Genomic DNA, 23,744 nt, shown 5'->3' on the forward strand with positions numbered 1-23,744 from the left:
CCGACGCTGCGCGAGACGCCTACCGCAACGCGGCGGCGTCCGCGGGCGTGCGGGCTCGCCCGGGCAGCCGGGTCGAGGCACGGCTGACCGAGTCGTCGCGTACCGCGTGACCGCGCAGGTCGATCAGTCCTGATCGAACAGTCCTGATCGAAGGGTCAGCAGCACCAACCGTCGCCGACCCTGCTCGTCTTGGCGCCGCCGGCCTCGGCCGGGGCCACTGTGCCGACGGTGGATGTTTGAGCATGTCCGTCTCCCTCGGGGTCGGAACTCTCAAGGAATTCCCAAGAAACCCCTCCGGAATGTGACTTGCTCTGTAAAGTTCAGGTCAAGAACACTTGGCAAACTCACCTTCGCGCTACGGAACGCAGGACCTGCCGATCTCGGGACGGGAGGTCTCACGATCCTTGCGCGTGAAATTTCGGGATTCGGTGACAGACCGCGTGGTGGTCGTGCAGAATTGACATGGCCCCGCAGGTGACCCGAGACACCTGCGGGGCATTTCCATGCAACTCTCGGGGAGCGCCGGCCGTTCCCGTTTGACCACGAGGACCGCGGCATGAAGCTCCCAGGAAGTCCCGCCCTTCGCCACATGTGCGCCACTGTGGCTGCGACCGGCCTCGCGCTGGCGCTGGCTCCCGCATCGATGTCCGCCGGCGCCCCCGACGCCGTTGGGGATGGTGCCGCGCGCCCCGCGACGGTGACGGCCGAGTACGCCGACACGGTGCACGGGGGCGACGCGGCAGAGCTCAACCGCGCTGCGCGGATCGCGGCGACGACGCCGAAGAGCGCCGAGACCGGTGCGCGCATCGTCGTCTCCGGGGTGGCCCAGGTCCAGGCGGCCCGCCACGCCCGCCCGCGGCCCGTGGAGCTGCTCGAGTCCACGTCGGCGGGCTGGCGGGTCCTGGCCCGGAAGCAGACGGCCCGCACCGGTGTCTTCCGGTTCGAGGTGGGTGCCGGGTCGCAGGACCGGACGCGCTCGTTCCAGATCAGGAGCCCCCGCTTCGACGGCCTCGCCGCAGCCCACACGGGGCGGCTTCGGGTGGCCGTGGTCCGACCGCCCACCACGCCGGCCCCGACACCGGCACCGACCCCGGCACCGACGCCTGTCGACGTGCTCACGCCTCTGGGCCTGGCGGGCGACTGGTCCTACCTGTTCGCCGCCGGCGGATCCCGCTGGAACCCGTGCACGCCCATCCGCTGGGCCTACAACCCGCAGGGCGGGTACGCCGGGTCGCTGGCCCACGTCCAGGAGGCCTTCGCGAGGATCGCCAGCCGGACGGGGTTGACCTTCGAGTACGTCGGGGAGACCACCCACGTCCACCGGACCGCGTCGATCTTCCCGGCCCACGCGGACATCGCGGTCGCCTGGTCCGACGAGGCCCAGGTCCCGGACCTGCTGGGCGGCGTCGTCGGCATCGGCGGCGGGTCGGCCCAGGCGGCTGCCGGGACGGACGTGGCCTGGAAGATGGTGCGCGGCTTCGTCCTGCTCGACCGCGGCCACGCGCTCCGTCCGGGCTTCGACAGCTCGGGGTCGACCACGTGGGGCCAGGTGATGATGCACGAGACGCTGCACGCCCTCGGCCTCGGGCACGCGAACGGCGCCGAGCAGGTCATGCACGGCAGCGCGTCCTCCCTCAACCACAACCTGGGCGCCGGCGACCTCACGGGGATGAGCCGCATCGGTGCCGGGCCGGGCTGTCTCTGAGCCCTCACCGCGGCGTACCGCCGTGACATGGACATACGGGTCAGCGACGGCATCGAGCAGATGTTCCCTGGCAGCGGAGCTTCGCCCGGCGAGTGCGCGAGGTCGTTCACGTTCGCTGATTTCCAGAAGGGCCCCGGACCAGCCGCAACGCTGGATCGGGGCCCTTCTGTGCCGCCGTGTCCGGCGGAAACGGCGTTCTACGGGCAGCTGTGGCTATTGTGCAGCGGTTCCCCACGGGTCTCGCGCTTCGGCCGTCACCAGTAATGGCTCCGGGGACCGACCGCGCGGCCCGTCGAACCGAGGATCCACAGCAACGCCCCGACGACGACGAGGATGATGCCGATGGTCCACAGGATCGGGATGTCGAGTATCGCGCCGAGGATGAGCAGGACGACGCCGAGGATAATCACGAGCACCACTTCCTCGAGTGATGAAGGACGTTGCAGTCCTTCTGTACCCACCACGAAAATCGTTCACACGTGACGTGGTGCCTGGTCGCGGTGATCCTGCTCAGCGACGCCATCACCTTGATGCTTCGGGCCGCGCCGTTGGCGCCGCTCACGACAGCGGGAGGGGTGGGACCCGCGAGATACGTACTTCGCGATACGTACGTACTTAGATGCGTAGTCCTGCGGTCGTCGAGCCTGCGTCGTGGAGGTTCAGTGGGTTAAGAACAGAGTCCACGAGACGAGGCAGCCATGCAGACCGCACGCCACGACAACTCGACGGCCACGCCGACATATCCAGCTCATCGGGAGCGCGACATCACGTGGCGCACCGAGGTCGCTGCCCAGGACGAGTTCCAGAGCCTGCTCGCCAAGATCCGCAGCGCCGGCGGCACCATCACACGCACGTGTCCGTGCCCCGACGGCTTCCTGGTCACCTACGTCACCTGCGGGACCTGAGCCGATGGATCACGAGATTCTCACCCCCGAAGAGGCAGCCGAGGCTGCCGCATGGTGGCGCCAGGCGTTCCTGGCCCTCGAAGACCCCGATGTCGAGGCCCCGTGAGCACGGGCAGATGAGTGGTGAAGAAGCCCAGGGCTACGACGACCACCGGTCCGGACGCGCACGGCACCCGAAGGCCCGGGACTACATCCGGTTCGCAGCGCTTGGGGACTCCGCCTCCTGCGGGGTGGGCGACGCGACGCCCCACGGGTGGCGTGGCTGGGCACAGCTGCTGGCCGACTCGATCGCGGTGGACCACCATGTGTCGTTCTGCAAGGTAGCCGTGCCGGGCGCAACGATCGAAGACGTGCGACGAGACCAGCTGCAGCCGGCCCTCGACCACCGCCCGGTCATCGCCTCTCTGATCGTCGGTCTCAATGACGTCATGCGCTCCACCTGGGACCCCCACCAGATCCGCGAGGACCTGCTGTACTGCGCGGCCGCGCTCGCGGGCCAAGGCGCCCTCGTGGTCACCGTCCGATTCCATGACCACACTCGCGTGCTCGGCCTGCCCGCCCTGCTGGCCCGGCCCATGCGCCGCCGGATCGAGGCGCTCAACCGGATCTACGACGAGGTCCACGAGCGCTACGGCACGACGCGGCTCGACCTGGCCGCCGATCCCATGGTCTACTCCCGCGCACTCTGGGCCGCGGACCGACTCCATCCCTCCGAGCTCGGCCACCGCCGACTGGCCCGGAGCATCGGCCAACTACTCGCGGATGAGGGCCTGGCACTCCGGCTTCCCTCAGTGACCTGCACCGGTACCGCGCCCTCCCGCCGGGACCTCGCCCGGTCCCTGGTCACCGAGATCGCGCCCTGGCTCGCCCGAAGGGTCCGCGACCTTGCGCCCTGGGCCGCACGCGTGGCGATCGCGCAGCCCGCGTGTGGGTGGCTGCTTCGGCTGGCCACATGTCGTCTCAGCATCGAGACCGCACCGAGACCATCAGCTACTGGGTGAACCCCCGGTCATCCACGCCGGGCAGCGCGATCGAACAGCACTCGAGCAGCACTAGGGACTGACGACTCGGGAGGCCTGCCCTGCCGGGTTGCGCGACGGGAAATGCGACAACCTCGGTCTGCGACTCGCAGACCGAGGCTGTCGCACCACCGGTGCAAGGGTCAGGCGGCTGGCTTGACCGCCAGCACGGCGCACTCGGCGCCGAGGAGGATCCGCTGCGCGACGCTGCCCATGATCAGCTTGCCCACCGGGCTGCGCCGGCGCAGGCCGATCACGATGAGGTCGGCGTCGACCTCGTTCGCCACCGCGAGGACCTGGTCACCGACGTCGGCGCCCAGGGAGCGTCGTACGTCGACGTCGACGCCGTCTTCCTTGGCCCGCGACGTCAGCGCCGTGAGCTGCTCGTCGGTGGCGTAGCGGTCGTCGACGAGGGCGTCGCCGCGAGTCGCGTTCACCACCACGACCCGGCCGTCCCGGTGCCGTGCCTCCTCGACGGCCCGCGCCAGGGCGGCCTCGCCGTAGGCGTCGGGACTCCACCCGACGACGATCGTCTTGCTCATCGCTCCACCTCTTCCTTGTCAGCGCTGTGCTCGTGCTCGTGCTCGTGCTCGAGCTCGGCCGCCACTGCCGCGGGCGCCGGCCGCACCGCCCGCAGCACCAGTGGTGCCACCACGGCGAGGGCGACGATCACGTAGACCACGATGGCCAGCGGCTCGCTCCACAGGCCGGAGACCTCACCGCCGGAGATCGCCATCGCCTCGCGCAGCCGGAACTCCATCAGCGGGCCGAGGATGACGCCGAGGATCAGCGGCAGCACCGGCAGCCCGAAGCGCCTCATCAGCAGGCCCAGCAGGCCGAGCAGCAGCAGGAGGAACAGGTCGAAGGCCTGCATGTTGGCGGCGTAGGCGCCCAGGGCGGCGAAGAACAGGATGCCGGCGTAGAGCTGCGGCCGCGGGATGCGCAGCAGCTTGGCCCACAGGGGCGCCAGCGGCAGGTTGAGGACGAGCAGCAGCGCGTTGCCGATCAGCAGGCTGGCGAGCAGCGCCCACACGAGCTCGGGCTGGTCCGTCATCAGCGACGGGCCCGGCTCGATCCCGTAGCCCTGCAGGGCGGCCAGCATCACCGCGGACGTGGCCGTCACCGGCAGGCCGAGCGCCAGCAGCGGGACGAACGTGCCAGCAGCCGAGGCGTTGTTGGCCGCCTCGGGGCCGGCGACGCCCTCGATCGCGCCCTTGCCGAACTCGTCCTGGCCCTTGCGGGCGGCCAGCTTCTTCTCGGTCAGGTAGGACAGGAACGTCGGGATCTCGGCGCCGCCTGCTGGGATCGCGCCGAACGGGAACCCGTAGGCCGTGCCGCGCAGCCATGGCCCCCACGAGCGTCGTACGTCGCCACCACTCATCCACGGCCGGCCGACCGGGACCACGTGCAGCGGGGCACGACGCAGGTGTGCGGCGACCCACAAGGCCTCGCCGAGGGCGAAGATGCCGACGGCGACCACCACGATGTCGATCCGGTCCGCCAGCAGCGGCTGGTCGAAGCTGAGCCGCTGCTGGCCGGTGTTGAGGTCCAGGCCGACCAGGCCGATGGTGAGCCCGAGGAAGAGGGCGATGAAGCCGCGCAGCCACGAGTGGCCCAGCACGCTTGTCACCATCACCATGGCAAGCACCATCAGCGCGAAGTACGACGGCGCGCCGATCTCGACGGCGACGCTGGCCAGGGCGGGAGCGAAGAACACCACGAGCATCGTGCCGATCGTGCCGGCGATGAACGAGCCGACGGCCGCCGTGGCGAGGGCCTGGGCGGCCCGGCCACGGCGGGCCATCAGGTTGCCCTCCAGCGCCGTCATCACCGACGCCGACTCGCCCGGGGTGTTGAGCAGGATCGCGGTGGTCGAGCCGCCGTACATCCCGCCGTAGTAGATGCCGGCGAACATGATGAACGCCGCGACCGGGTCGAGCCCGTAGGTGACCGGCAGCAGGAGCGCGACCGCCATGGCCGGGCCGATGCCGGGGAGCACGCCGACGAACGTGCCGAGCAGCACGCCGATGGCGGCGTAGAGCAGGTTCATCGGGGTCAGGACGGACGCGAACCCGTCGAGCAGCAGCGAGAGGCTCTCCATCACAGCACCCCGTCCAAGATCCCGGGGGACAGCGCGACGCCCAGCACCTCATGGAAGAAGTACCAGCTCGTCACCGACAGCACGGCGCCCACGAGCACATCACGCACCACCGTGCGGCTGCCCAGCGCCCAGGCGGAGCCGGCGAACAGGATCGCGCCGCTCACCGCCCAGCCGAGGAAGCTGACGGTCAGCACGGTGAAGGCAAGCACGCCCACCAGGGTCAGCACGGTGCGCCAGTCGGCGGGCTGGGAGAGGTCGATGTCCTCGCCTGCCTCGGCCTCAGGCACGTCGCCGCGCAGGGTCGCGACGACGAGCAGCACGGCGAGCAGGAAGGTGCCCGCGCCGATGACGTAGGGGAACAGGCGCGGACCGACGGGGTCGCCGAAGCCGACCCGCAGCGTGGTCGCGTCGTAGAAGGTGTAGGCGCCGACGACCGCGAGCAGCGCAGCCAGGCCCAGCTGGGCCTTGTCGCGTCTCGGCGTGGTCGGTGCACCAGGGGATGTGGTCACGGTGCTCACAGCAGGTCCAGCTCCTTCAGGGTGGTGGCGACGCGCTCGTCCTGCTCGCGCAGGAACTGGGTGAACTCGTCGCCGGTCTTGAACTCGTCGATCCAGCCGTAGTCCTCGAGGGCCTGCTGCCACTCCGGGGACTCGTGCATCTCCTCGAGCATCGCGATCAGCTCGGCGCGGCGCTCCTCGCTGATGCCGGGCGGGGCGAGCACCCCGCGCCAGTTGGTGAAGACCAGGTCGATGCCGGACTCCTTCAGGGTGGGCGCCTCGGACACGACGTCGCCCGTGAGCCGCTCCTCACCCGAGACCGCGAGGAGCCGCAGCTCGCCCGAGGAGAGCTGCCCCTCGAACTCGCCGACACCGGAGAACCCGACGTCGATCTTGTGGCCGAGCAACGCGCTGGTCAGCGGGCCGCCGCCGTCGTAGACGACGTACCGGACGTCACGCGGGTCCATGCCGACCGCGCCCGCCAGCTGCATCGGGAAGAGGTGGTCGGGCCCACCGGGGGAGGAGCCGCCGCCGATCACGATTGACGACGGGTCGGCCTTCCAGGCGGCCACGAGGTCGTCGATGGTCTTGTACGGCGAGTCCGCGGGCACGAGGACGCCTTCCTGGTCCTCGATGAGCTGTGCCAGCGGCGTCGCGTCGTGCATCTTGTGCGGCGCGCCGAACGAGTAGAGCGAGCCGACGACGCCGAGCCCGGCCGTCATCATCGTGCGCTCGTCGCCCTCGGCGTTCATCAGCCGCGTCATCGCGACCGAGCCGCCGGCGCCGATCACGTTCGTCACCTCGAACGAGCCGCCGGTGATGTCGCGGTGCTCGAGCACCGCGACGGCAGCACGTCCGGTCTGGTCGTAGCCGCCACCGGGGCTGTTGGGGATGAGCATCGTCATGTCGGCGCTCTCGGCGCCGCGCGTGACTCCGCAGCCGGTGGTGAGCACGAGCGCGAGGACGAGGGCGAGGCCACTCGCCAGCCGTCTCGGGCGGGGGACCATGTCGTCTCCTGGGGGTCGGGGGATGGAACGTCGCGCGAGGCGACCTCTCCTGATGGTGGAGACTGCATGTGGCGGTCGTCACGCTTGGGTAAGCAATGGAGGTAGTGGAACTTGTGGTCACGCGTCAACCTCCGTCCGCGCACGATGGCGGGACAGTTCCTCATGCTGCAGCTGACCGTGCTCCTGGCCGTGCTCGCGGTGGCGAGCGTGGTGTCCGTCCAGCAGAGCGACGAGGACTTCCGCACCACCCGCGGCGCCCGGCTGCGGGCTGCGGCTGAGAACCTGGCGAACACGCCGGGCGTGCGTGACCCGGTCGTCAATGACAACCTCGACGACGCCCGCCGGCGCAGCTCGGTGGCGTCCTACCTGCAGCGCACGCGCAACGGGGTGCAGGCCAACGGCGTCTACGTGACGGATGCCGCCGGCCGCATCGTGGTGAGCAGCGACTTCGCGGGTCGCGGGCAGTCCATCGACCTCGAGGGCAGCACCGTGCAGGACCTCCGCACCTGGACGGGCGACGTGGAGGACATGGGGAACCGCTCCATCGCCGCCCAGGTGCCCGTCATCACCGACGACGGCGACCTCGCCGGCATCGTCATGGTCGCCGAGGAATACCCCACCTGGGGCGAGCGGGCGCGCGGGATCCTGCCTGACCTCGCGGCCTTCCTCGGCATCGGCCTGGCCCTCGGGGTGGCCGGCTCCTGGCTGCTCGCCCGGCTGGTCAAGCGCCGCACCCGCGGACTCGAGCCGGCGGAGATCGCAGCCCTGGCCGACCAGCGCGAGGCGCTGCTCCACTCGATCCGCGAGGGGGTCGTCTCCATCTCCGAGGACGGCACGGTGACCCTGCTCAGCGACAGCGCGCGCGACCTGCTCGGCCTACCCGACGGGGTCGAGGGACGACGGCTCGACGACCTGGACCTGCCACCCGGCGTACGCGCCGCCCTGACGGGCGAGGCGACGGTCCGCGACGAGGTGCTCGTGGTCGACGGCCGCGTCGTGGTCGTCAACCGCAACCCGGTGCGCCAGGGCGGCCGCCAGGTCGCGACCGTGACGACGCTGCGCGACCGCACCGAGCTGCTCGCCCTGCAGAGCGAGCTGAGCGCCCGCGAGTCGATCACCAACACGCTGCGCGCACAGACCCACGAGTTCCACAACCAGCTGCACACCATCTCCGGACTGGTGCAGCTGGAGGAGTACGACGAGGTGGCACGGCTGGTGGGCACGCTGAGCCGGCGGCGGGCCGAGATCTCCGACACGGTGCTCTCGCGCGTCGACGACCCCGCCGTCGCGGCGCTGCTCATCGCCAAGGTGAGCGTCGCCGCCGAGCGCGGCGTCGACCTGGTGCTGACGGAGGAGTCGTCGCTCCCGCGCCTGCCCGCCGAGCACTCGACGGACATCGGCACCGTGCTGGGCAACCTCGTCGACAACGCGGTCGACGCCTCGGTCGCGGCCGGGGGCAGCCTCGTCTCGGTCGACCTGCGGACCCGCGGCCGCGACGTCGTCGTCGGGGTGGCCGACTCCGGACCGGGAGTGCCTCCGGAGCAGGTGGGGCAGATCTTCCAGCGGGGCTGGTCCACCAAGCCTGCCGGGGCAAGCGGACGGGGTGTCGGTCTCGCCCTGGTGCAGGTGGTGTGCGAGCGTCGCGGTGGCGAGGTGACGGTGCTGGGCGGCGACGGCGGGGGCGCGGTCTTCAGGGCCAGCCTGCCCGGACAGGAGGAGCTGGCGCGATGACCACCGAGATCGCAGTGCTCGTCGTCGAGGACGACTTCATGGTCGCCCGCATCCACACCCAGTTCGTGGAGCGCACGCCGGGCTTCCGGGTCGTGGGCACGGCCTCGACCGGTGCGGTCGCGCTGGACGAGGTGGAGCGACTGCGGCCCGACCTGGTGCTGCTCGACGTGCACCTGCCGGACCAGACCGGCATCGACGTGCTCCGCGCGCTGCGTGCCCGGGGCGACGACGTGGGCGTGCTCATGGTGACGGCTGCCCGGGAGGCCGACACCGTGCGGGCCGCTGCCGCCGGTGGCGCGGTCCACTACCTCGTGAAGCCGTTCGACTACGACGACCTCCGGGTCCGGCTCGAGGCGTTCCGCAGCGCCCACCTCGCCCTGGCCGGCGGCGTACAGCCCGGGCAGGACGACATCGACGCCGTCTTCGGCCGCGCCGTCGCGCCCGCCGCCGTCACGCTGCCGAAGGGGCTCAGCCCCGAGACGGCAGTGGCGGTGGCCAAGGTGCTGGCCGACGCGGAGGAGGTCTCGGCGCAGGAGTGCGCTGACCTGGTCGGCATCTCGCGCGTCTCGGCCCGCCGCTACCTCGAGCACTTCGTCGCCCAGCGCCGCGCCGTGGTGCGGCTGCACTACGGCGGCGCCGGGCGCCCGGAGCGCCGCTACAGCGCCCAGCGCTGACGGGTCGTCGGCCGCTCGCCGCAGTGTCCGATTTCCGCGAGTCGATGTCGGTGGGCTGGGGCAGGATGGCGTCATGAGCCCGATCCAGACCCTCGACCCGGAGTCGTGCTACCGCGCGGTGAAGAGCCGGGACCGGCGATTCGACGGGGTCTTCTACACGGCCGTCCGCACGACCGGCATCTACTGCCGGCCCAGCTGCCCGGCCCGCACGCCCGCCTTCGGCAACGTGACGTTCCACCCGACCGCGGCCGCCGCCCAGGCGGCGGGCTACCGCGCGTGCAAGCGCTGCCTGCCCGACGCCACACCGGGCAGCCCCGACTGGGACGTCGCCGCCGACGTCGCCGGCCGGGCGATGCGGCTGATCGCCGACGGCCTCGTCGACCGTGAGGGCGTCGAGGGCCTCGCCGCCCGGGTCGGCTACACGTCGCGGCACCTCGGCCGGCTCCTCACCCAGGAGCTCGGAGCCGGGCCGCTGGCGTTGGCCCGCGCCCGCCGCGCGCAGAACGCCCGCGTCCTCATCGAGTCCACCGACATGACGCTCACCGACGCCGCGTTCGCGGCCGGCTTCTCCAGCGTCCGGCAGTTCAACGAGACCGTGCGCGACGTCTACGACATGTCCCCCAGTGAGCTTCGCGGACGACGCGGCGGCTCCCGGCCCGCGCACGGCACGGTCGTGATGCGGCTCGCGGTGCGCACGCCGTACGCCGGCCGCGCGATGCTCGACTTCCTCGCACTCCGGGCCGTGCCCGGCGTCGAGCAGGTCGACGGCGACACCTACTCCCGCACCTTGGCACTCCCGCACGGTCACGGCACGGTGCGGCTGCGACTGCCCGACGTGGCGACGCCGGGGGAGACGGCCTTCGCCCACGCGGAGTTCTCCCTCGGCGACCTGCGCGACACCGGGGCCGCGGTGGAGCGGGTGCGGCGCCTCATCGACGCCGACTGCGATCCCGTGGCGGTCGGCGATGCGTTCGCCGGCGACCCGGTCCTCGGGCCGCTGGCCCGCCGGCGGCCGGGCCTGCGCGTGCCCGGTCACGTCGACGGCAACGAGGTCGCGGTGCGCGCGATCCTCGGCCAGCAGGTGAGCGTCACAGGGGCGCGCACGACCGCCGCGCGCATGGTCGCGGAGCACGGCGAGCAGGTCGCCACCGCGGTCGACGGCCTGACCCACCTGTTCCCGACGGCGGCGGCGATCGCGGAGCTCGACCCCGAGCACCTGCCGATGCCTCGCGCCCGCGGCCGGGCCCTCGTCGGCCTCTGCCACGTGCTCGCCGAGGGCGACATCCGGCTCGACCGCGGCGACGACCGCGACGCCACGCGCTCCGCGTTGCTGGCCCGGCCCGGCATCGGGCCGTGGACGGCCGACTACGTCGCGATGCGCGCGCTCGGCCACCCCGACGTGTTCCTGCCGACCGACATCGGCACCCGCGACGCCCTGCGCCGGCTCGGCGTCGACACCGACCCCCGCGAGCTCGCCGAGACCTGGCGGCCGTGGCGCTCCTACGCCCAGGTGCACCTGTGGCGCTCCCTGACCGAGGAGGATGACTGACATGTGGACCCTGATGGACTCGCCCCTGGGGGAGCTCAGGCTGGTGGAGCGCGCGGATGCGCTGAAGGCGATCGAGTTCTTCCCGTTCCGACCGCCCCCCGACGGGCGGCCGCTGGGGGAGCGGCAGGACGACCACCCCGTGCTCGTCGAGACCAGGCGCCAGCTGACCGCCTACTTCGCTCGCGACCTCAAGGAGTTCGACCTCCCGCTCGCGCCGGACGGCACGCCCTTCCAGCAGCGCGTGTGGCAGCAGCTGCGCGGCATCGGCTGGGGCGAGACCGCGTCGTACGGCGAGATCGCGGCGCGGCTGGGCATGACCAACGCGGCCTCACGTGCCGTCGGGCTGGCCAACGGCCGCAACCCCATCGCCATCGTGGTCCCGTGCCACCGGGTGATCGGTGCCAACGGCACCCTGACCGGCTATGCCGGCGGGCTGGACCGCAAGCAGCTGCTGCTCGAGCTGGAGCAGGACGCCCTGTTCTGACCTGCGGTCAGCGGCGCCGGCGGGAGAGGGAGCGCTGCGAGACGTGCTCGTGGGCCATCCGGCGCAGGGTGAGCAGGATCGGTTCGACCAGCACCGTGCGCACGACGGTCTGCCGCACGGCAACCTCACGGGAGCTGGTGTCGATCGTCGGCACCTCGGCTTCGGCCAGCCCGAGCAGGGTGCGTGCGTAGTCCTCGAGCGCGTCGGCGCGCAGCGGGTCGCCGGCGTCGGCCATGGCGTCGAGCGCGCGGGCCAGCGCGACGCGGTTGACGCTCTGGTCCGAGACCTTCCACCGCAGCCGGCGGAGCAGCGCGTCGACGCGCGCCCGACTCTCCGCGGTCGGCTCCGGCAGGTCCGGGGTCAGTGCGGCCTGGGCGACGCCCAGGACGTCGTGGAGGGAGGAGGTCTCGTCGTCCACCGCCTCCACCACGCGGCGTACCTCCGCGAGCCGGAGGCCGCCCACGTCCACGAGGGCGCGGATGAGCCTCAGCCGGCGCACGTGCTCCTCGCCGTAGACCGCGCGCGTCGCGCCCGTCGCCTGGCCGGCGGGGAGCAGGCCCTCGCGCAGGTAGTACTTCACGGTGGCCACCGGGACGCCGCTGCGCGCGCTCAGCTCCGACATCCACATGGGTTGCATCTTGACATTGGATAGTGCGACTGTCCAATATTGGAGAGTTGCACTATCCAAGCGAGGAGATCCGGTGGAACTGCTGTCGAGAGAGTCCCAGGCGCTGGCCGGGATCCTGCTCATCTCCCTGGTGACCGTGGAGTCCGGCGGGCTCTACCTCCTCAAGATCGTCCGTGGTCGCGCCGAGGTGACGCCCTTCCAGCTCGCGTTCGCGCGCGCCGGCCACGCGCACGCCGGGGTCCTGCTGCTTCTCGCGCTCCTCTGCCAGCCCTACGTCGACGCGACCGGCCTCACCGGCGCCACCGAGTGGTTTGCCCGCAGCGGGGTCGCCGTCGCGGCGCTGCTGATGCCCGGCGGCTTCTTCTTCTCGTCGATGGGGCAGGGGCGCACGGCGCCCAACCGCTTCATCGTCATGGTCTTCGCGGGTGCGGCGCTGCTCGCCGCCAGCCTGCTCACCCTCGGCATCGGGCTCCTCGCGTGAGCGGCCTCCCGAGGGCCGCGCTGCTCGCGGCCGCGCCCGTCCTTCTGGCGCAGGGCCGTCGCGTACGCCGCGACACGCCGCAGCTGCCCGAGGCGGCCGGCACCACGGGCCGGGTCGGTCCCGCGGGAGAGGCGCTGCGACTGCTCGTCGCCGGAGACTCGGTGGCGGTGGGCGTCGGCCTCGAGGACCATGCCGACTCCCTGGCCGGGCGGGTGTCGCGACTGCTCCACGAGCAGACCGGGCGGCCGGTGGAGTGGCAGGTGGCCGCGAGGAGTGGTGCGACGGCTGGCACGGCCCGGGGACGGGTCGTCGGCCTCGTCGCGGACGCGGCGATCGTGTCTGTCGGCGTGAACGACGTGCTGGGCATGCACTCCGACGCGCGCTGGGAGCGGGAGCTCGAGGCCCTCCTAGCCGCGCTCCCGGTCGGGATCCCGGCGGCCCTGCTCGGCGTGCCCGACCTCAGCCGGTTCCCGGCGCTGCCGCGCCCGCTGGCCGACCTCCTCGGTGCCCGGGCCCGCCGGCTGGACGCGATCGGGGCCCACGTGGCCGCGCGCCGCGGCGTACACCACCTGCGGCTGGCCGGCCGCATCCTCGAGGGCGGCTATGCCGCTGACGGCTTCCACCCCTCGGCCGCGGCGCACGCGCTGATCGCGGAAGAGGTCGCGCCGCTGCTGGTCTGAGCAGGAGCTCGCGTCAGGACCAATGCGGGTCGCGACCCGACCGGGTCAGCACCTGCTCGAAGGCCGATGCCTGTTGGTCCACGGGCACGGCAGGACCGAAGAGCCCGGGCGTGCCGGAGGGGTCGAACTGCCCGACGAACGCCATGCACGCGGCGGCCGTCGCGTCGTCACACTCGTAGGACTGGCCCGTGGCCCGCGCGAGGTCCCATCCGTGCAGCACGATCTCGTCCAGCGCGACGAGCCCGGCCACCTCGCCCGGGAGGTCGACTCCGCCCGCGCGGGTCATGCCCTGCCACGCCTCCGGCGACCGCCAGGCCTCCACGAGTGCGGGCACCCGCTCGGCCAGGGTCTCCCGCCAGCCATCCTCGAGCTCGGGCCAGCCGTTCGCGTCCGGGTCGGTGTCGGTCCACGGCCCGAAGTCCTTGTCGGCGGCCGCCTTGAACGCCGCGGTCAGGCCGACGACGTGCGCCAGCAGCTGACCGACGGTGCGCCCGTCGCACGGTGTCGATGCGTCCAGCTGGTCGTCCGTCACTCCCTGCGCCACCGCCAGGAGCTGTCGGGCAGACGTGTCGAGGTCGATGGGCTCGCTCATGCCGGCAGTCTCACTGACGATGCGCCCTGTGTGAAGGCGATCAGGCGCGAGGGCGCAGCCTCACTCCGACGCGGCGCGGCGCAGCGATTCCGAGAGCCGCTCGGCGGCGGCGAGCACGGCGGGCGCGTGCATGCGGCCTGGCTGGCGGGAGAGCCGCTCCAGCGGGCCGGAGACCGAGACGGCGGCGATGACCTTGCCGCCGGGGGAGCGGACGGGCGCCGAGACCGAGGCGACGCCCTGCTCGCGCTCGCCGACCGACTGGGCCCAGCCGCGGCGGCGGATGCCCGACAGGGCAGTGGCGGAGAACGCGGCGTTCTGGAGGCCGCGGTGCATGCGCTCCGGGTCCTCCCATGCGAGCAGCACCTGGGCGGCAGACCCGGCGCGCATCGTCAGCTGGGAGCCGACCGGGATGGTGTCGCGCAGGCCGGACGGGCGCTCTGCGGCGGCGACGCAGACGCGGTGGTCGCCCTGGCGGCGCCACAGCTGCGCCGACTCGCCGGTGATGTCGCGCAGCCGGGCCAGCACCGGGCCGGCTGCGGCGAGCAGCCGGTCCTCACCGGCCGCGGCGGAGAGCTCGGCGAGGCGGGGGCCGAGGACGAAGCGTCCCTGCATGTCGCGGGCGACCAGCCGGTGGTGCTCGAGCGCCACCGCGAGGCGGTGGGCGGTGGGTCGGGCCAGGCCGGTGCCTGCCACGAGTCCGGCCAGCGTGGCCGGTCCGGCTTCGAGGGCAGCGAGCACGAGGGCGGCCTTGTCGAGGACGCCGACTCCGCTAGAGTTGTCCATATGGCAATACTGCCGTCTCAGATCATGGGATGCAAGCGGTAGAGTGCCACCCGACACGAACGACGGTCGCGCATCGCCGCACCAACGGACTCAACGCTGGAGAAGGAGCAACGTCATGGGCAAGACCCTGGCCGAGAAGGTGTGGGACGAGCATGTCGTCCGCAGTGCGCCGGGAGAGCCCGACCTCCTCTACATCGATCTCCACCTGATCCACGAGGTCACCTCGCCCCAGGCCTTCGACGGCCTCCGCCTGGCCGGCCGACGGGTGCGCCGTCCCGACCTCACCCTGGCGACGGAGGACCACAACGTCCCGACCCTCGACTGGGACAAGCCGATCGCCGACCCCGTGAGCAAGACCCAGGTCGACACGCTGCGGAAGAACGCCGCCGAGTTCGGCGTACGCCTCCACCCGCTGGGTGACGTCGAGCAGGGCATCGTGCACGTCGTCGGCCCGCAGCTGGGCCTCACCCAGCCGGGCATGACGATCGTCTGCGGTGACTCCCACACCTCGACCCACGGCGCGTTCGGCGCGATCGCCTTCGGCATCGGCACCTCCGAGGTCGAGCACGTGCTGGCCACCCAGACCCTGACACAGGCCAAGCCGAAGACGATGGCGGTGACGGTCAACGGCAGCCTGCCCGACGGCGTCACCGCCAAGGACCTGATCCTCACCCTGATCAGCAAGACCGGCACCGGCGGCGGCCAGGGCTACATCGTCGAATACCGCGGCCAGGCCATCGAGGAGCTCTCGATGGAGGGCCGGATGACGGTCTGCAACATGTCGATCGAGTGGGGCGCGAAGGCCGGCATGATCGCGCCCGACGAGACCACGTTCGCCTACATCAAGGACAAGCCGGAGGCCCCGAAGGGCGCCGACTGGGATGCCGCCGTCGAGCACTGGAAGACGCTCGTCACCGACGAGGACGCCCAGTTCGACAAGGAGATCGTCCTCGACGCCGCTGAGATGACGCCGTTCGTCACCTGGGGAACCAATCCCGGCCAGGGCGTGCCGCTCGGCGCGAGCGTGCCAGACCCGAGCGACTTCGAGGACTCCGACGAGCGCATCGCCGCCGAGAAGGCTCTCCAGTACATGGGCCTCGAGGCCGGCACCCCGATGCGCGAGATCAAGGTCGACACCGTCTTCGTCGGCTCCTGCACCAACGGCCGCATCGAGGACCTCCGCCTGGCCGCCGAGATCATCCAGGGCCACAAGGTCGCCGAGGGCACCCGCCTGCTCGTCGTCCCCGGCTCGGTCCGGGTGCGCAACCAGGCGATCGAGGAGGGCCTGGACAAGGTCTTCATCGAGGCCGGCGCCGAGTGGCGCGGCGCAGGCTGCTCGATGTGCCTGGGCATGAACCCCGACCAGCTCGCCCCGCAGGAGCGCAGCGCGTCGACCTCCAACCGCAACTTCGAGGGCCGCCAGGGCAAGGGCGGTCGCACGCACCTGGTCTCGATCCCCGTCGCCGCAGCCACGGCCGTGCGCGGCACCCTGTCCTCGCCCGCCGACCTCGAGCCCGCCTCGGTCTGATCGAAGGAAGACACATGGACAAGTTCTCCACCCACACCGGCGTGGGCGTGCCGCTGCGCCGCAGCAACGTCGACACCGACCAGATCATCCCGGCGGTCTACCTCAAGCGCGTCACCCGCACCGGCTTCGAGGACGGGCTGTTCGCGGCCTGGCGCAACGACCCGGAGTTCGTGCTCAACAAGCCGGAGTACGCCGCGGGCACGGTGCTGGTCGCGGGACCGGACTTCGGCACGGGCAGCTCCCGTGAGCACGCCGTCTGGGCGCTGCAGAACTACGGCTTCAAGGTCGTGATCTCGAGCCGGTTCGCCGACATCTTCCGTGGCAACTCCGGCAAGGCCGGGCTGCTCGCGGCCCAGGTCGACGAGAAGGTCGTGCAGAAGCTGTGGGACTACCTGGAGGACAAGCCCGGCGCGACCATCACCGTCGACCTCGAGTCGCGCACCGTCCGTGCGGGTGAGGGTCCTGACGCCATCGAGGACTCCTTCGACATCGACGACTACACCCGCTGGCGCCTGCTCGAGGGCCTCGACGACATCGGGATCACCCTCGGCCACGACGCCGACATCGCGGCGTACGAGGCGACCCGTCCGGCCTGGAAACCCGCCACCCAGTAGCCCTTTCGGCCCACGAAGCGCGTGTTGTCCGGCGTGTCGCGCCGATAGAGTGGATGCGCAGAGCGTGTCCGCCCTAGCGTGCAAGGCAAGTTGGTCGGGCACCCCGCTCGTCCAGTGGGTTCATTGGAAGGGAAGACAGTGAACAAGTCTCAGCTCATCGACGCACTGGCTGCGCGGTACGAAGGCAACCGCAAGGCTGCCGCCCACGCGCTCGACTCGGTGCTCGACACCATCACGCGCGAGGTCGCTCGCGGCGAGAAGGTGGCCATCACCGGCTTCGGTTCGTTCGAGAAGTCGGTCCGCAACGCTCGCTGGGTGCGCAACCCGCAGACCGGCGAGCGCATGAAGTCCAAGAAGAAGTCGGTGCCCAAGTTCACGGCCGGCCAGGACCTCAAGAACATCGTCGGGGGCGTGAAGAAGCTGCCCAAGCTCACGGCGGCCAACATGCCCAAGCCGCCGACGGTGCGCTCGGTCACCGACCAGGTCAGGTCCGCCGTGGACAAGGCCACGCCGGGGAAGAAGGCATCAGCCAAGAAGGCCTCGACGGCCAAGGCCCCCGCTGCCAAGGCTCCTGCGAAGAAGGCGCCCGCCAAGAAGGCTCCGGCCAAGACGACGGCTGCCAAGACCACCACCACCAAGTCGACCGCGACGAAGACCACGACCGCCGCCAAGAAGGCACCGGCCAAGAAGGCTCCGGCCAAGACCGCGGCCGCCAAGAAGGCGCCCGCGAAGACCGCCGCTGCCAAGACCACGACCGCCGCCAAGAAGGCGCCGGCCAAGAAGGCCCCCGCGAAGAAGACCGCGGCGAAGAAGGCCTGACCCAGCACCACAGACGACGGCGGGCTGCCTGCGGGCGGCCCGCCGTCGTCGTACGTGCGGACGGCGCCACCTCTCCTGGGTTCAGGACCGGGCCGGTTGCCGCTGCCGTGTGCGGCCCCACGCCGAGCACCAGGGCACGGCCGAGGTCGCCGACGTCGTCGACGTCCTGCCGCACCGTCGGCGCAGCCACGTCGAGCTCGGCAGCCCCGGCATCGAGATGGCGACCGGCCGAGTCGGCGCCGAACGCCGGGTCGAAGAGCGTCTCCGACGCGGAGTAGAGAGTGGTGTCCGTGCCGCGGGCGTCGCGCACGAACGCCGCACTGCCGGCGGGCAGGGCAGTGAGGACGGCTTGCAGGTCCTCGGCGCGCAGGGCGGGCAGCTCGGCGCAGAGCACGACGGGGGTCGCGCCCGGCCAGCGGCGTACGGCCTCGGCCGCCGCCTGCCGCAGCGAGGCGTTGAGGTCCTCCGAGACGCCGTCGGGTATCACCGCGCACCCCTCGGCCCGGAGCTCGGCGGCGAACCTGGCATCGGCAGCGATCCTGCCACCTGCACCGGTGTGTCCACCCGCGGCCGCGCGCGGTGGGAGCGAGTAGCCTGCACTCCACGTGTGGGAGGCCGCCGACGGCGGCCCTGGCCTGGAATGAGGTGCCGGTGCGGGTTCGCAAGCTGGAAGGGCGACGGGGTTGGGCGTTCACGCTGGGCGCCGCGATCGTCAAGCCCGCCGCCTGGGCCGTCACGCGCTACACCTGGATCGACGGCGAGAAGATCCCGCCCACCGGCGGCTGCATCGTCGTCGCCAACCACATCTCCCACCTCGACCCGTTCCTGGTCGCGCACTTCGTCTACGACCACGGCCGGCTGCCGCGCTACCTCGCGAAGTCCAGCGTGTTCCGGAACAAGGCGCTGGCCGGCTTCCTGCGCTCGGCCGGGCAGATCCCCGTGGAGCGGCTCACCCGCAGCGCCATCGGGGCGTACGACGCGGCGGTCGAGGCCGTCCATGACGGCGAGTGCGTCGTGGTCTACCCCGAAGGGACACTCACCCGTGATCCGGACCTCTGGCCGATGGCCGGCAAGTCCGGCGCCGCCCGGATCGCCCTGGCCACCGGCTGCCCGGTGATCCCGCTCGGTCACTGGGGAGCGCAGGAGCTGCTCTACCCCTACGCCAGCAAGCCCCGTCTCTTCCCGCGCAAGCACATCGTGATGAAGGCGGGCGACCCCGTCCCGCTCGACGACCTGCGCGCGGCGCCGCTGACGGCGGAGACGGTCACGGCCGCGACGGAGCGGATCATGACGGCCCTCACCGACATCGTCACGGAGCTGCGCGGCGAGACCCCGCCGGCGCAGCGGTTCGACCCGCGCAAGGCGGGCGTGAAGCCGATCGGCAATCCCAACAAGCGCAACAAGAAGGACGCCAAGTGAGCAAGGTTGCGGTGCTGAGCGCCGGGTCGTGGGGCACGTCGTTCTCCGTCGTGCTGGGCGATGCCGGCAACGACGTGGTGCTCTGGGCTCGCCGCGACGAGGTCGCGGAGAACATCAACTCCAAGGGCGAGAACTCCGAGTACCTCCCCGGCATCGAGCTGCCGCCGAGCGTGTCGGCCACGACCGACCACGAGGAGGCCCTCGCCGGCGCGGACGTGGTGGTGCTGACCGTGCCCTCGCAGACGCTGCGCGACAACCTCGCCGAGTGGACGCCCGCGATCCCGCGCGACGCCGTCATGGTCTCCCTGATGAAGGGCGTCGAGCTCGGGACCCTCAAGCGGATGAGCGAAGTGATCGCCGAGGTCACCGACGCCGACCCCTCCCGCATCGCGGTGGTCAGCGGGCCCAACCTGGCCAAGGAGATCGCCCGCCGGGAGCCGGCCGCCTCGGTCGTCGCGTGTGAGGACGAGGAGGTCGCGAAGCGGCTGCAGGCGTTGTTCCACTCGCCGGCGTTCCGTCCCTACACCTCCGTCGACGTGCTCGGGTGCGAGCTCGGTGGCGCCTACAAGAACGTCGTCGCCCTCGCGGTCGGCATGGCCGTGGGCCTGGGCTTCGGCGACAACACGACGGCGTCCGTGATCACGCGCGGGCTCGCCGAGACGGCCCGGCTGGCCATGGCGCAGGGCGCCAATCCGCTCACGCTGATGGGCCTCGCCGGCCTCGGCGACCTCGTCGCGACCTGCTCCTCGCCGCTCTCGCGCAACCGCACCTTCGGCGAAAAGCTCGGCCAGGGCATGACGACCGAGCAGATCCTCGCCTCCACGCGCCAGGTCGCCGAGGGCGCGAAGTCGTGCAAGTCGCTGCTCGACCTCGCCCGCCGCACCGGTGTCGACGCCCCCATCGCCGAGCACGTCGACGCCGTCGTCGACGGCCGGATGACGGCGACGGAGATGATGGACAGCTTCATCGCCCGCGACACGAAAGCCGAGACGGACTAGCGCAGGTCGTCCAGCGCCCGCACCAGGTCGTCCCAGAGGTCGTCGACGTCCTCGATGCCCACGGACATCCGCACCAAGGCCTCCGGGATGGAGGGCGCCTCGGTCTTCCAGCGGCGCCGCCGCTCGAAGGTCGACTCGACGCCGCCCAGCGACGTGGCGTGCACCCAGAGCTTCGTCTTGTGGGTGAGCAGGTCGGCCGCGAGGGCCCCCTGTGCCAGCACGATCGCGACGATGCCGCCGAAGCCGGGATAGCGGACCTCGGCGATCGCGGGGTGGTCGGCGAGCCGGCGGGCCAGCTCGCTCGCGTTGGCCTGTGACCGCTCGACGCGGAGGTGGAGGGTGCGCAGCCCGCGCAGGGCCAGCCACGCCTCGAACGTCCCGGGGATCGCACCGAGCAGGTCGCGACGGCCCTTCAGCACGCCGTACAGCTCCTCGTCCCGGGTGCAGACGGCGCCCAGCAGGACGTCGCTGTGGCCGGAGATGTACTTCGTCGCCGAGTGCACGACGAGGTCGACACCGTGGTCGAGCGGCTGCTGGAGCAGGGGAGTGGCGAAGGTATTGTCGACGACGACGTAGGCCCCCGCCTCGTGGGCGGCCTCGGTGATGGTGGGGATGTCGGCGATCTCGAGGGCGGGGTTGGTGGGGGACTCCAGCCAGACCAGGGCGGCGTCGGCACAGGCCTTCACGACGGCGTCGGTGTCGGTGATGTCGACGAGCTCACCGCGGAGCCGGCCGCGCGCCTCGAGGTCGGCGACCTGCATGACGGTGCCGTGGTAGGCGTGCCGCGGGACGACCACCTTGGAGTCGGCGCCCACGAGGTCGAGCACCGTGCCGACCGCGGCCAGCCCGGAGGCGAAGGTCAGGCAGCGACCGCCCTCCAGTGCGCCGAGCGCGTCCTCCAGCGCGGTCCACGTGGGGTTCGCGTAGCGGCCGTACTCCAGGTCGCCGCCCGCGACGTACGTCGACGCCATCGTGATCGGCGCGTTGAGCGGCGCGTCGGGCTCGTGGTCGGGACGACCAGCGGTGACGGCGAGCGTCGCGGGCCTGAGAGTGGCGGGCTTGGGGGACAGGGCGTCGGCCATGCCGGCCAGCGTAGGCCGATAGGGTCGTGCCCGATGACTGCACCCACTCCCGCAGAGCCCGGCTCCCGCAAGCCCCGCGTCGCCGTCGTGTTCGGTGGCCGCTCGTCCGAGCACGGCATCTCCTGCGTCACTGCAGGCAGCGTGCTCGCCGCGATCGACCGGGACAAGTACGACGTGGTGCCGGTCGGCATCGCCACCGACGGCCGCTGGGTGCTGGAGGCCGACGAGCCTGCCGCGCTCGCGATCCGCGACAACCGCCTGCCCGCGGTCGACGGTGGCCGGGCGCCGGTCGCCCTGCTCGGAGGCGACGGCAAGGCCGACCTGGTGGTCGCCGAGCCCGCCCGGGTGCCGCAGGTGCTGGGCGAGGTGGACGTCGTCTTCCCGCTGCTGCACGGTCCTTGGGGCGAGGACGGCACGATCCAGGGCCTGCTGGAGATGGCGGGTGTCCGCTACGTCGGCTCCGGCGTGCTGGCGTCGGCCGTCGGCATGGACAAGGTCTACATGAAGATCGCCTTCCAGGCGGCCGGCCTGCCCGTCACGCCCGGCATCGTGATCAGCCGCCGGGAGTGGGAGCAGGACCAGGCCGGCGCGATCGCCCGCCTCACCGACCTCGGCTTCCCCTGCTTCGCCAAGCCGCCGCGCAGCGGCTCCAGCATCGGCATCAGCCGCGTGGACCGCGTGGAGCAGGTCGCCGACGCGATGGAGCTGGCGCTCCGGTACGACGCGAAGGTGCTCGTCGAGGTCGCCATGCTCGGCGCCCGGGAGATCGAGTGCGGCGTGCTCGGCACGGTGGACGCCGACGCGGAGACGACCCGCCCCGGCGAGGTGCGTGCGGGCGGCGAGCACACCTTCTACGACTTCGAGGCCAAGTACCTCGCCGACCAGCAGACCCGGATCGACATTCCGGCCGACCTGCCGGCCGACGTCGAGCAGCAGGTGCGGGCGATGGCGCTGCGGGCCTTCGAGGCCCTCTCGTGCGAGGGCCTGGCCCGCGTCGACTTCTTCCTGATGCCCGACGGCTCCCTCATCATCAACGAGCTCAACACGATGCCGGGCTTCACGCCGACCTCGATGTATCCCCAGATGTGGGCCGAGTCCGGGCTCACCTATCCCGAGCTGGTCGACCGGCTGATCACCCTCGCGCTCAGCCGCGACACCGGCCTGCGATGAGCCTCGCCGCAGACCTCGCGCCGACGGGCGTGCTCCGCGCATCCATCAACCTCGGCAACCCCGTGCTCGCGCAGGGCACCCCCGAGGCGCCGTCGGGCGTCACCGTCGACCTGTCCCGCGAGCTCGCCTCCCGGCTCGGCGTCGACGTGGCGCTGATGTGCTTCGACGCCGCACGCAAGTCGTTCGACGCGCTGGCGCAGGGAAGGGCCGACCTGTGCTTCCTCGCGATCGACCCCGCGCGCGAGACCGAGGTCGCCTTCTCCACGCCGTACGTCGTCATCGAGGGCGTGTACGTCGTGCCGGCTGGCTCCCCGATCACGAGCGCCCACGAGGTCGACCGCCCGGGCGTGCGGGTCGGCGTGAAGCACGGGTCGGCCTACGACCTCTTCCTGACCCGCTCGCTGGGGCACGCCTCGGTAGTGCGCGGTGAGGACGGCATCGACGCGCTCCGCGAGGGTGGTCTCGAGGCCGGTGCCGGGATCCGCCAGCCGATGACCCGGGCTGTCTCGTCCGACCCCGGCCTCCGGCTGCTCGAGCCGGCGTTCATGCAGATCCGCCAGGCGGTCGGCGTGCCGGTGTCGCGGTCGGCCGAGTCTGTGGCCTGGGTGCGTCGCGTCGTCGACGAGCTCGTCGAGAGCGGCTGGGTGGCCGACTCCCTGGCCCGCTACGGCGCCTTCTGATCTGAGGTCGGGCCGAGGGTTCACTGGTGGCGGTTCGTGGGGTTGCAACGCACCCGAACCGGCAGGATCCCCGGACATCCGGGGATCTTGCGCGCGCTCACAGACAGCGGTCGGTCCGTTCCAGGGTCTCCTCGATGACCGGTGTCAGCTCGGCCAACGCCGACTGTCCGGTGGTCCGGTAGTCGGCCGGGACCTGCAGCTCGACCCGGGGCGAGTGGGTCAGCACGGTGGCCGTCGCGTCGGCGCCGACGTCCGTCAGCTGCTCCTGCGGAACGAACCAGCCGACGCTGCGGATCTCGATGCAGCCCGCGGTGGGCTCATAGCCCGACGGCTCGCCCACACCGCAGGTGAGCACGGCGGGCGGGTCGCCCCAGGCCGCGCCCGGGGCGCCGTCGGGGTGCACCGGCCGGCGCTGCTCGCCGAAAAGAGTGTCGGGCAGGGCGTCCAGCAGCTCCGCGCACGCCGCGGCCTCGTTGGCCGGCAGCCTGGGCGCGTCGATCTCGACCGCCTCCGACGAGCACGCCGACGTGAGCAGGACGAGTGATGCGACGACGCCCCATGTCCCGGAGGACATGGGGCGTCGAGAGCCGTGGACGGC

26 protein-coding genes are annotated in these 23,744 nt (G+C 71.9%); 16 read left to right on the top strand and 10 right to left on the bottom strand.

Translation table 11 applies throughout. The annotated features are described in order from the left end of the window. The first annotated feature begins 556 nt into the window (after window positions 1-556). Window positions 557-1,705 carry a zinc metalloprotease gene (locus tag DDE18_RS09485; protein WP_133241200.1) on the top strand — a complete coding sequence of 383 codons (1,149 nt, stop codon included), beginning with the start codon at window positions 557-559 and terminating at the stop codon, window positions 1,703-1,705. A 254-nt stretch (window positions 1,706-1,959) separates the two neighbouring features. Here the strand turns inward: DDE18_RS09485 and DDE18_RS22635 are convergent, their stop codons facing one another. Further along, window positions 1,960-2,169 (bottom strand): DUF6131 family protein, encoded by a 210-nt coding sequence (locus tag DDE18_RS22635; protein ID WP_133241201.1) that lies wholly within the window; start codon window positions 2,167-2,169, stop codon window positions 1,960-1,962. Between the two features lie 234 nt (window positions 2,170-2,403). Between DDE18_RS22635 and DDE18_RS09490 the strand changes: the two genes are divergently transcribed. Together DDE18_RS09490 and DDE18_RS09495 are read left to right on the top strand one after the other, a co-directional pair. Next, window positions 2,404-2,610, top strand: coding sequence for a hypothetical protein (locus DDE18_RS09490; RefSeq protein WP_116572031.1), 207 nt, complete (start codon window positions 2,404-2,406; stop codon window positions 2,608-2,610). A gap of 116 nt (window positions 2,611-2,726) precedes the next feature. Further along, the gene (locus DDE18_RS09495; protein WP_116572032.1) at window positions 2,727-3,611 is read left to right on the top strand and encodes an SGNH/GDSL hydrolase family protein; all 885 of its coding nucleotides are present in this window, start codon (window positions 2,727-2,729) and stop codon (window positions 3,609-3,611) included. Between the two features lie 161 nt (window positions 3,612-3,772). Here the strand turns inward: DDE18_RS09495 and DDE18_RS09500 are convergent, their stop codons facing one another. From DDE18_RS09500 to DDE18_RS09515, 4 genes are read right to left on the bottom strand one after another with little or no spacing between them, the layout of a single operon-like run. After that, window positions 3,773-4,171 (bottom strand): universal stress protein, encoded by a 399-nt coding sequence (locus DDE18_RS09500; protein WP_116572033.1) that lies wholly within the window; start codon window positions 4,169-4,171, stop codon window positions 3,773-3,775. Beyond that, entirely contained in the window at window positions 4,168-5,730 is a 1,563-nt protein-coding gene (locus tag DDE18_RS09505) for a tripartite tricarboxylate transporter permease (protein WP_116572034.1), read from the bottom strand. The genes DDE18_RS09500 and DDE18_RS09505 overlap by 4 nt, the downstream gene beginning before the upstream one ends. Beyond that, window positions 5,730-6,239 (bottom strand): tripartite tricarboxylate transporter TctB family protein, encoded by a 510-nt coding sequence (locus tag DDE18_RS09510; RefSeq protein WP_245916568.1) that lies wholly within the window; start codon window positions 6,237-6,239, stop codon window positions 5,730-5,732. Before DDE18_RS09510 ends, DDE18_RS09505 begins: the two co-directional genes overlap by 1 nt. Before the next feature lie 5 nt (window positions 6,240-6,244). Next, a complete protein-coding gene (locus DDE18_RS09515) occupies window positions 6,245-7,234 on the bottom strand; it encodes a Bug family tripartite tricarboxylate transporter substrate binding protein (RefSeq protein WP_116572036.1) in 990 nt (329 codons plus the stop codon). 144 nt (window positions 7,235-7,378) lie between these two features. On the opposite strand from DDE18_RS09515, the gene DDE18_RS09520 reads away from it, so the two are divergent. From DDE18_RS09520 to DDE18_RS09535, 4 genes are all read left to right on the top strand, one after another. Then, on the top strand, window positions 7,379-8,965 hold the full coding sequence (locus DDE18_RS09520; RefSeq protein WP_133241202.1) for a sensor histidine kinase: 1,587 nt from the start codon (window positions 7,379-7,381) through the stop codon (window positions 8,963-8,965). Next, window positions 8,962-9,639, top strand: coding sequence for a response regulator (locus DDE18_RS09525; protein WP_116572038.1), 678 nt, complete (start codon window positions 8,962-8,964; stop codon window positions 9,637-9,639). The genes DDE18_RS09520 and DDE18_RS09525 overlap by 4 nt, the downstream gene beginning before the upstream one ends. Window positions 9,640-9,712: 73 nt before the next feature. Then, entirely contained in the window at window positions 9,713-11,188 is a 1,476-nt protein-coding gene (locus tag DDE18_RS09530; RefSeq protein WP_116572039.1) for an AlkA N-terminal domain-containing protein, read from the top strand. Window position 11,189: 1 nt separating this feature from the next. Continuing rightward, window positions 11,190-11,672, top strand: coding sequence for a methylated-DNA--[protein]-cysteine S-methyltransferase (locus DDE18_RS09535; RefSeq protein WP_116572040.1), 483 nt, complete (start codon window positions 11,190-11,192; stop codon window positions 11,670-11,672). Between the two features lie 7 nt (window positions 11,673-11,679). Here DDE18_RS09535 and DDE18_RS09540 read toward each other — a convergent pair whose 3' ends face one another. Further along, entirely contained in the window at window positions 11,680-12,300 is a 621-nt protein-coding gene (locus DDE18_RS09540; protein ID WP_116572041.1) for a MerR family transcriptional regulator, read from the bottom strand. A 73-nt stretch (window positions 12,301-12,373) separates the two neighbouring features. On the opposite strand from DDE18_RS09540, the gene DDE18_RS09545 reads away from it, so the two are divergent. Both DDE18_RS09545 and DDE18_RS09550 read left to right on the top strand, forming a co-directional pair. Beyond that, window positions 12,374-12,781 carry a hypothetical protein gene (locus tag DDE18_RS09545; RefSeq protein WP_116572042.1) on the top strand — a complete coding sequence of 136 codons (408 nt, stop codon included), beginning with the start codon at window positions 12,374-12,376 and terminating at the stop codon, window positions 12,779-12,781. Beyond that, window positions 12,778-13,461, top strand: coding sequence for an SGNH/GDSL hydrolase family protein (locus DDE18_RS09550; protein WP_116572043.1), 684 nt, complete (start codon window positions 12,778-12,780; stop codon window positions 13,459-13,461). Before DDE18_RS09545 ends, DDE18_RS09550 begins: the two co-directional genes overlap by 4 nt. Window positions 13,462-13,474: 13 nt before the next feature. On the opposite strand, the gene DDE18_RS09555 is transcribed toward DDE18_RS09550, so the two are convergent. Together DDE18_RS09555 and DDE18_RS09560 are read right to left on the bottom strand one after the other, a co-directional pair. Beyond that, window positions 13,475-14,053 (bottom strand): TIGR03086 family metal-binding protein, encoded by a 579-nt coding sequence (locus DDE18_RS09555; RefSeq protein WP_116572044.1) that lies wholly within the window; start codon window positions 14,051-14,053, stop codon window positions 13,475-13,477. Window positions 14,054-14,113: 60 nt separating this feature from the next. Continuing rightward, window positions 14,114-14,836 (bottom strand): IclR family transcriptional regulator, encoded by a 723-nt coding sequence (locus tag DDE18_RS09560; protein ID WP_116572045.1) that lies wholly within the window; start codon window positions 14,834-14,836, stop codon window positions 14,114-14,116. Between the two features lie 115 nt (window positions 14,837-14,951). Here DDE18_RS09560 and leuC point away from each other — a divergent pair, with 115 nt between their 5' ends. The 5 genes from leuC to DDE18_RS09585 all read left to right on the top strand — a co-directional run bounded on the left by leuC (window position 14,952) and on the right by DDE18_RS09585 (window position 20,214). Further along, complete coding sequence (leuC, locus tag DDE18_RS09565) at window positions 14,952-16,364, top strand: 3-isopropylmalate dehydratase large subunit (protein ID WP_116572046.1); 1,413 nt, start codon at window positions 14,952-14,954, stop codon at window positions 16,362-16,364. Between the two features lie 14 nt (window positions 16,365-16,378). Next, entirely contained in the window at window positions 16,379-16,978 is a 600-nt protein-coding gene (gene leuD / locus DDE18_RS09570; protein WP_116572047.1) for a 3-isopropylmalate dehydratase small subunit, read from the top strand. Between the two features lie 138 nt (window positions 16,979-17,116). After that, window positions 17,117-17,797 carry an HU family DNA-binding protein gene (locus tag DDE18_RS09575; RefSeq protein WP_116572048.1) on the top strand — a complete coding sequence of 227 codons (681 nt, stop codon included), beginning with the start codon at window positions 17,117-17,119 and terminating at the stop codon, window positions 17,795-17,797. 651 nt (window positions 17,798-18,448) lie between these two features. Continuing rightward, on the top strand, window positions 18,449-19,216 hold the full coding sequence (locus DDE18_RS09580; protein WP_116572049.1) for a lysophospholipid acyltransferase family protein: 768 nt from the start codon (window positions 18,449-18,451) through the stop codon (window positions 19,214-19,216). After that, window positions 19,213-20,214, top strand: a complete 1,002-nt coding sequence (locus tag DDE18_RS09585; protein ID WP_116572050.1) for an NAD(P)H-dependent glycerol-3-phosphate dehydrogenase — start codon at window positions 19,213-19,215, stop codon at window positions 20,212-20,214. Before DDE18_RS09580 ends, DDE18_RS09585 begins: the two co-directional genes overlap by 4 nt. Here the strand turns inward: DDE18_RS09585 and DDE18_RS09590 are convergent. After that, complete coding sequence (locus tag DDE18_RS09590) at window positions 20,211-21,296, bottom strand: trans-sulfuration enzyme family protein (protein ID WP_116572051.1); 1,086 nt, start codon at window positions 21,294-21,296, stop codon at window positions 20,211-20,213. The genes DDE18_RS09585 and DDE18_RS09590 overlap by 4 nt on opposite strands. A 33-nt stretch (window positions 21,297-21,329) precedes the next feature. On the opposite strand from DDE18_RS09590, the gene DDE18_RS09595 reads away from it, so the two are divergent. Beyond that, window positions 21,330-22,466, top strand: coding sequence for a D-alanine--D-alanine ligase family protein (locus DDE18_RS09595; protein ID WP_116572052.1), 1,137 nt, complete (start codon window positions 21,330-21,332; stop codon window positions 22,464-22,466). Continuing rightward, window positions 22,463-23,146, top strand: coding sequence for a transporter substrate-binding domain-containing protein (locus tag DDE18_RS09600; RefSeq protein WP_116572053.1), 684 nt, complete (start codon window positions 22,463-22,465; stop codon window positions 23,144-23,146). The genes DDE18_RS09595 and DDE18_RS09600 overlap by 4 nt, the downstream gene beginning before the upstream one ends. Before the next feature lie 97 nt (window positions 23,147-23,243). On the opposite strand, the gene DDE18_RS09605 is transcribed toward DDE18_RS09600, so the two are convergent. Beyond that, window positions 23,244-23,720 (bottom strand): DUF3515 domain-containing protein, encoded by a 477-nt coding sequence (locus tag DDE18_RS09605; protein ID WP_116572054.1) that lies wholly within the window; start codon window positions 23,718-23,720, stop codon window positions 23,244-23,246. Between the last annotated feature and the right edge of the window lie 24 nt (window positions 23,721-23,744).

Origin of the sequence: Nocardioides gansuensis (assembly GCF_003076135.1) — a bacterium.
Classification (GTDB): domain Bacteria; phylum Actinomycetota; class Actinomycetes; order Propionibacteriales; family Nocardioidaceae; genus Nocardioides; species Nocardioides gansuensis.

What these genes read in the sequence shown, in the direction of transcription:
- DDE18_RS09530 (WP_116572039.1), top strand. Translation starts at nt 9,713, where the DNA reads ATGAGCCCGATCCAGACCCTCGACCCGGAGTCGTGCTACCGCGCGGTG.
- DDE18_RS09540 (WP_116572041.1), bottom strand. Translation starts at nt 12,300, where the DNA reads ATGTGGATGTCGGAGCTGAGCGCGCGCAGCGGCGTCCCGGTGGCCACC.
- DDE18_RS09515 (WP_116572036.1), bottom strand. Translation starts at nt 7,234, where the DNA reads ATGGTCCCCCGCCCGAGACGGCTGGCGAGTGGCCTCGCCCTCGTCCTC.
- DDE18_RS09485 (WP_133241200.1), top strand. Translation starts at nt 557, where the DNA reads ATGAAGCTCCCAGGAAGTCCCGCCCTTCGCCACATGTGCGCCACTGTG.
- DDE18_RS09535 (WP_116572040.1), top strand. Translation starts at nt 11,190, where the DNA reads ATGTGGACCCTGATGGACTCGCCCCTGGGGGAGCTCAGGCTGGTGGAG.
- DDE18_RS09595 (WP_116572052.1), top strand. Translation starts at nt 21,330, where the DNA reads ATGACTGCACCCACTCCCGCAGAGCCCGGCTCCCGCAAGCCCCGCGTC.
- DDE18_RS09520 (WP_133241202.1), top strand. Translation starts at nt 7,379, where the DNA reads ATGGCGGGACAGTTCCTCATGCTGCAGCTGACCGTGCTCCTGGCCGTG.
- DDE18_RS09590 (WP_116572051.1), bottom strand. Translation starts at nt 21,296, where the DNA reads ATGGCCGACGCCCTGTCCCCCAAGCCCGCCACTCTCAGGCCCGCGACG.
- DDE18_RS09600 (WP_116572053.1), top strand. Translation starts at nt 22,463, where the DNA reads ATGAGCCTCGCCGCAGACCTCGCGCCGACGGGCGTGCTCCGCGCATCC.
- DDE18_RS09605 (WP_116572054.1), bottom strand. Translation starts at nt 23,720, where the DNA reads ATGTCCTCCGGGACATGGGGCGTCGTCGCATCACTCGTCCTGCTCACG.
- DDE18_RS09505 (WP_116572034.1), bottom strand. Translation starts at nt 5,730, where the DNA reads ATGGAGAGCCTCTCGCTGCTGCTCGACGGGTTCGCGTCCGTCCTGACC.
- DDE18_RS09495 (WP_116572032.1), top strand. Translation starts at nt 2,727, where the DNA reads ATGAGTGGTGAAGAAGCCCAGGGCTACGACGACCACCGGTCCGGACGC.
- DDE18_RS09555 (WP_116572044.1), bottom strand. Translation starts at nt 14,053, where the DNA reads ATGAGCGAGCCCATCGACCTCGACACGTCTGCCCGACAGCTCCTGGCG.
- DDE18_RS09490 (WP_116572031.1), top strand. Translation starts at nt 2,404, where the DNA reads ATGCAGACCGCACGCCACGACAACTCGACGGCCACGCCGACATATCCA.
- leuD (WP_116572047.1), top strand. Translation starts at nt 16,379, where the DNA reads ATGGACAAGTTCTCCACCCACACCGGCGTGGGCGTGCCGCTGCGCCGC.
- leuC (WP_116572046.1), top strand. Translation starts at nt 14,952, where the DNA reads ATGGGCAAGACCCTGGCCGAGAAGGTGTGGGACGAGCATGTCGTCCGC.
- DDE18_RS09525 (WP_116572038.1), top strand. Translation starts at nt 8,962, where the DNA reads ATGACCACCGAGATCGCAGTGCTCGTCGTCGAGGACGACTTCATGGTC.
- DDE18_RS09500 (WP_116572033.1), bottom strand. Translation starts at nt 4,171, where the DNA reads ATGAGCAAGACGATCGTCGTCGGGTGGAGTCCCGACGCCTACGGCGAG.
- DDE18_RS09560 (WP_116572045.1), bottom strand. Translation starts at nt 14,836, where the DNA reads ATGGACAACTCTAGCGGAGTCGGCGTCCTCGACAAGGCCGCCCTCGTG.